The sequence below is a fragment of the Moorena sp. SIO4E2 genome (assembly GCF_010671945.1).
Taxonomy (GTDB): Bacteria; Cyanobacteriota; Cyanobacteriia; order Cyanobacteriales; family Coleofasciculaceae; genus Moorena; species Moorena producens.
On the sequence record NZ_JAAHIE010000521.1, the window covers coordinates 1 to 4938 of the forward strand.

General features: G+C 45.1%; 4 protein-coding genes. 2 read left to right on the forward strand and 2 right to left on the reverse strand.

Translation table 11 applies throughout. The annotated features are described in order from the left end of the window. Window positions 1-815 (forward strand): RNA-guided endonuclease InsQ/TnpB family protein (locus F6K37_RS32030; RefSeq protein ID WP_287254629.1); only part of this gene is annotated, 815 nt, incomplete at its 5' end. Then, window positions 781-1272, forward strand: coding sequence for an RNA-guided endonuclease InsQ/TnpB family protein (locus tag F6K37_RS32035; RefSeq protein WP_075873599.1), 492 nt, complete (start codon window positions 781-783; stop codon window positions 1270-1272). The genes F6K37_RS32030 and F6K37_RS32035, both read left to right, overlap by 35 nt. Window positions 1273-1283: 11 nt before the next feature. On the opposite strand, the gene psb32 is transcribed toward F6K37_RS32035, so the two are convergent. Both psb32 and F6K37_RS32045 read right to left on the reverse strand, forming a co-directional pair. Beyond that, entirely contained in the window at window positions 1284-2006 is a 723-nt protein-coding gene (psb32, locus tag F6K37_RS32040) for a photosystem II repair protein Psb32 (protein WP_287254631.1), read from the reverse strand. A 754-nt stretch (window positions 2007-2760) separates the two neighbouring features. Next, window positions 2761-4938: PBP1A family penicillin-binding protein (locus tag F6K37_RS32045; protein ID WP_287254632.1), on the reverse strand; the 2178-nt coding region annotated here is incomplete at its 5' end.

The following is a 4938-nucleotide window of genomic DNA, read 5'->3' on the forward strand; positions in this document are numbered from 1 at the left end:
CTGCAATAGACGAGGCTATTCGGACGGTCAAGTTTATTCGTAATTCTTGCATTAGATTGTGGATGGACAATAAAGGGACTGGAAAATATGATCTTAGTAAATACTGCAAGATACTAGCTAAACAGTTCCCTTTCGCTAATGAATTGAATTCAACAGCACGACAAGCAGCGTCTGAGCGTGCATGGTCATCGATTGTCCGATTTTATGACAACTGCAAAAAGAAGGTGCTAGGAAAGAAAGGTTTCCCCAGATTCCAAAAGCACTGTCGCTCTGTTGAGTACAAACAATCTGGATGGAAGCTTTCACCTAACAAAAAAGCTATAACTTTCAGGGACAAAAAAGGCATAGGTAAGCTGAAGCTCAAAGGGACATGGGACTTGTGGCGCTTTGATTTGAAGCAAATTAAACGGGTTCGCATCGTAAAAAGAGCTGATGGCTACTATGTACAATTCTGTGTTGCAGTTGAGGTAAAAGAGGAATTAACCCCCTCCAAAAGAACCATAGGATTAGATGTAGGTCTAAAAGAGTTCTATACTGACTCTGATGGAAACGCTGAGCCTAATCCTAGATTTTACAGGGCTGGAGAAAAGCGTCTAAAGTTTTATCAACGTCGAGTTTCTCGCAAAAAGAAAGGCTCATCCAATCGCAGAAAAGCTATTAATAGACTAGGCAGGCATCATCTTAACATAAGTAGGCAACGTGAAGAACACGCCAAGAGACTGGTTAGAAGTTACCGCAAGAAGAGTGCAGCCTTTATAGTTGATAGGCTATGCATCAAAGGTGGCAGGTTTTGTTGTAAGGCTGCACTCTTCTAAGGTTTCGTCTCCGGCACGTTGCGTAATCCGGTCTAACGACCTGGTCGCCTACGAAGACTTAAGAGTCAAAAATTTGGTCAAGAATCATTGTCTAGCTAAGTCTATTAATGATGCTGGTTGGTATCAATTCAGGAAATGGTTGGAGTATTTTGGAACTAAGTTTGGCCGAGTCACTGTAGCAGTGAATCCCGCCTATACTAGTCAGAACTGCTCTGAATGCGGCGAAACGGTGAAAAAGTCCCTGTCAACTAGAACTCACGTGTGCAAATGTGGTTGCAAATTAGACAGAGACCATAATGCCGCAATCAACATTCTTAATAGAGCCTTAGGTACGGTGGGGCACACCGGAACCTGGGTCTTAGACCCCAACGCTTCAGGAGATTTGGCCTCTACTGTTCTTGGCTCCGGCAAGGTTCAGCAAGTCGGATCGTTGAGTGAAGAATCCCCGCGTCTTTAGACCGGGGAGTGTCAAGAAAAACCTTGGTAGAAAAAGTAGGTAACCATCGGGATAACTGTAGCAACAACCAATATCACCACAACCCAAAGGGTAGCATTGCTGTTTTTAGTTTCTTCTGCACTCTTAAAGTTGCCAGCAATGTTGATTTCTTCTTCAACTACAGGAGGACCAGGATCAGGTTCGCCAGATAAAACAGCTACTATGCGATCGCTTACATCTAAGAAACCCTGATTATACTTGTTACCATCCCGCAGCGGCACCTTTAGGGTTTCAGAAGCCACACTTTCAGCAATGTCATCGGACATAATTTCCTTAACGGCATTGCCAGTAACGATAGCACTGTTATTGGTCACAGTATTCAGCACTATCAAGGTTTGATTAGCTTGCTCCTCTGGAGTAGTATACCATTTTTCAAACAACCCTTGGGCAAAGGTTGCTGCTGTTTCACCATAATCTAGGCCATGGACAGTGACAAGTCTAACTTGATTGCCCGTTGCTTTCGCTAAATCCTCTAAGGATTGAGTCAACTTGCCTTCTGTAAAGCGAGAGAGAACTTCTGACTTGTCAATTACCCAAGTCGGTTCTCCAGCGCTAATGTTAGGCATTTGATAGAGATTGATGGCATTGGCTGGTGCTGCAATTATTCCGCTTGCTAACAGGATAGCTAAAACAGGGATAATTAGGGATTTTATGTATTTGTGTTGGTTTTGTAGTTGGTTGAGGAGCTGTTTCATAACAAAGCTGACAAAAAAGACGTTGACTCTCTCAAAATAGGCTTGTCCCTAAAATACTATGAAACTGGCCATCAACCTAATCTTATTTATCGGCAAGATAATGGTAATTAGTGAAACTGCTAACATGTCACCAGTCAGGTCTAGGAAATTTAACTATTATATAGTGGCTTTAGCCACCGCGAAAAAATATTTCTGGAATTCCGGTATCGTCGTCGCAATTCATGTATAATTAAGTATAGAGTACAGGCTGAAAAACCGTGATAGACAGCTGGAAGGAAACCATGTCTGACCGCCTATAAAGTAGTAATGCTCAGAGGGTAGGGAAAGTCCTCTTTAAAAACCCAATCGTCAACCAACAATTGGCGTGTGAACCTAGAAAAAACACTTTTGAAAAAACACGGTGCGCGCCTCCTAGGGCAAGTAAATCTCCCTTGGGTCGTACCTCAATGTACGGTGGGGCACACCGGAACATGGTAAAAGGGAGGAAAACAGTTTTTAAGGCACTCTCAAGTAAGTACCCAAACGCCTAAGGAGAACTGCCCTCTAGGTCTGTCGTGAATTGACTGGGAATTTGGTAGGTTACTACGGATTCTTGGTTAAGTACTGCCTCTTCCCGAGGACACGTCGGTTTACGGTGGTTCGTCGATCTAGGAATCCCCGCGTCTAATGACCAGGGAGTGTCAAGATAGCGATAACTTTCAACCTCGAAAAGGGGTCGATATTGGTAGACTTTGGTAGCTAAAAAGTATCGGTATCAACTCTCTTTCGGTACCACCTGAGCCATATATTTACCCCACAACTGGGCAGCTTGGCTACTACTGCCACTAGTAGGAGAATTATTATCATTGCCGAACCAAATCCCTGTAACGATCTGATGCTTGGGAATAAAACCGATAAACCACAAGTCTACATTTTTATCAGTAGTACCGGTTTTTCCCCCTTCTCCTTGACCAATCCGGGCACTGCGACCGGTGCCACTGGTTACTACACCCTGAAGCATTTCTGTCATGGTGTTGGCTACGGCTGGTGAAACCGCTTGCTTGCTGATATTTGGCTGATCAGCGAAGTTGTAGATTACTCGACAGGTTTGGTAGTCTTGGTTATCGGTGCAATCACTACTGTCGAGAATTCTGACAATACCATGGGGACGATACCACATCCCTTGATTTGCGATCGCACCATAGGCTCCAGTCATTTCCAATAGACTAACTTCACTTTGACCTAAGGCTAAACCAAACACAGGATCCAGTTTTGAGCTAATACCCAACCGTTGCGCCATCCGTACTACTCTATCTAAACCAGCATCTTGAGCGACTCTGATCGCTACCGCATTTTCCGATTGAGCCAAACCAGCATACATATCAATTTCAGTAGCATCTCCAGACCGCTCACAACGTCTGATCCGTTTAATCCCAGAGCAGGAGTAGGTTTCGGTTGGTGAAATACCTTTTTCTAAGGCAGCAGCATAGGCAAAGAGTTTAAAGGTTGAGCCTGGTTGACGCTTGGCTTGGATAACGCGATTAAACTGGCTTTTTTGGTAATCGGCTCCTCCAACCATGGCTAGAATCTCGCCATTACTGGTATTCAGGCTTGCGATCGCTCCCTGGGAAAATCCTAAGCGGCTACCAGTGTTCTTGACATAGTCCCGTAGAGCAGCTTCAGCTTTGGCCTGAGACTCAGTATCTACAGTAGTTTCTACAATAAAATTACCTTCCTTAGCCAACTCTTTGCCCAGTAACCTCCTCAATTGCTGGAAAACGTAGTTATAGAAATAGGGTGCCTTGGTGCTAGAAAGCATTTCTCGGGCTTTGGGGCTAACTTCAATCCGCGATCGCCTAGCTCGATTGGCTTCCTCTCGACCAATCATTCCCAAAGCGTGCATCCGGTCAATCACCCGATTCCGTAATTGTAATGAGGTATCATAATTTTGGATTGGGTTATAGCTATTGGGTGCTGGCAAACTTGCTACCAAAGTAGCGGCTTCTTGGATATTCACATTAGCTGCTGATTTGTCGAAGTAAAACTGAGCAGCATCTTCAAAACCAAATGCTTCTATACCTAAGTAAACTCGGTTTAAGTAAGCCTTTAAGATCGCGTCCTTACTGTAAACTGTCTCTAACTTTAGGGCAATAATTGCTTCCCGCACTTTCCGGTCTGCGGTATTGGCTCGACCGACATACTCGGGAAATAGGCTTCTTGCTACCTGCTGAGTGATCGTACTAGCACCTTCGCGAATACCTCCCCCTTGAAGATTCCGCACCACAGCTCGCATAATCCCATAGGGGTCTACTCCGAAGTGCCAGTAAAAGCGGCTGTCTTCTGAAGCTATCACTGCTTTCGGCAAATATGGGGAAAAATCCGATAACCTCCTAAGTTCTCGGTGAGCATCGGTCCGGGGTTGCCGTAGGGGAATTTGGTCACGAGAGTAAACAATCACAGGGCCTGTGACTCCCTCGGGCAATGGTCTGACTGATGGTGCTTTCAGGGTTTCAAATCCAATCAGTAATACCACTAAGGCAATTATCCCACCGATGCCATAGAGAAAGTAACGAATTCCTTGGATATACCAGGGGGGAGGATAGACGTACTGTAGCTGAACTGATGCAGCGAGTTCTGGTGGGCCGATGGTCAGGGTGTCTCCGTGATACAGAAGCAAGGAAGAAAGTCGGCGTCTGCCACGATAGATACCATTGGTAGAGTTTTGGTCTTTTATGATAAACCTACGGCCACGTCTACCATACCGTTCTAGGGAGAGATGAACTTGACTGACTACTGGGTTGCGAACGATTATGTCACAGGATTTGGAACTGCGCCCCAGTACGTAACGGTCCCCAACCAGGGGATAGACATCGGATTTGTTGGTATTAGCGTCTTGCACCCAAAGTTCCGGCACTCTAGCATTAGGCTTTAGTGCTACTGCTTGAAGATTGAC

Excerpts from the sequence above, each read along its gene's own strand:
- psb32 (WP_287254631.1), bottom strand. The coding sequence starts at position 2,006 with ATGAAACAGCTCCTCAACCAACTACAAAACCAACACAAATACATAAAA.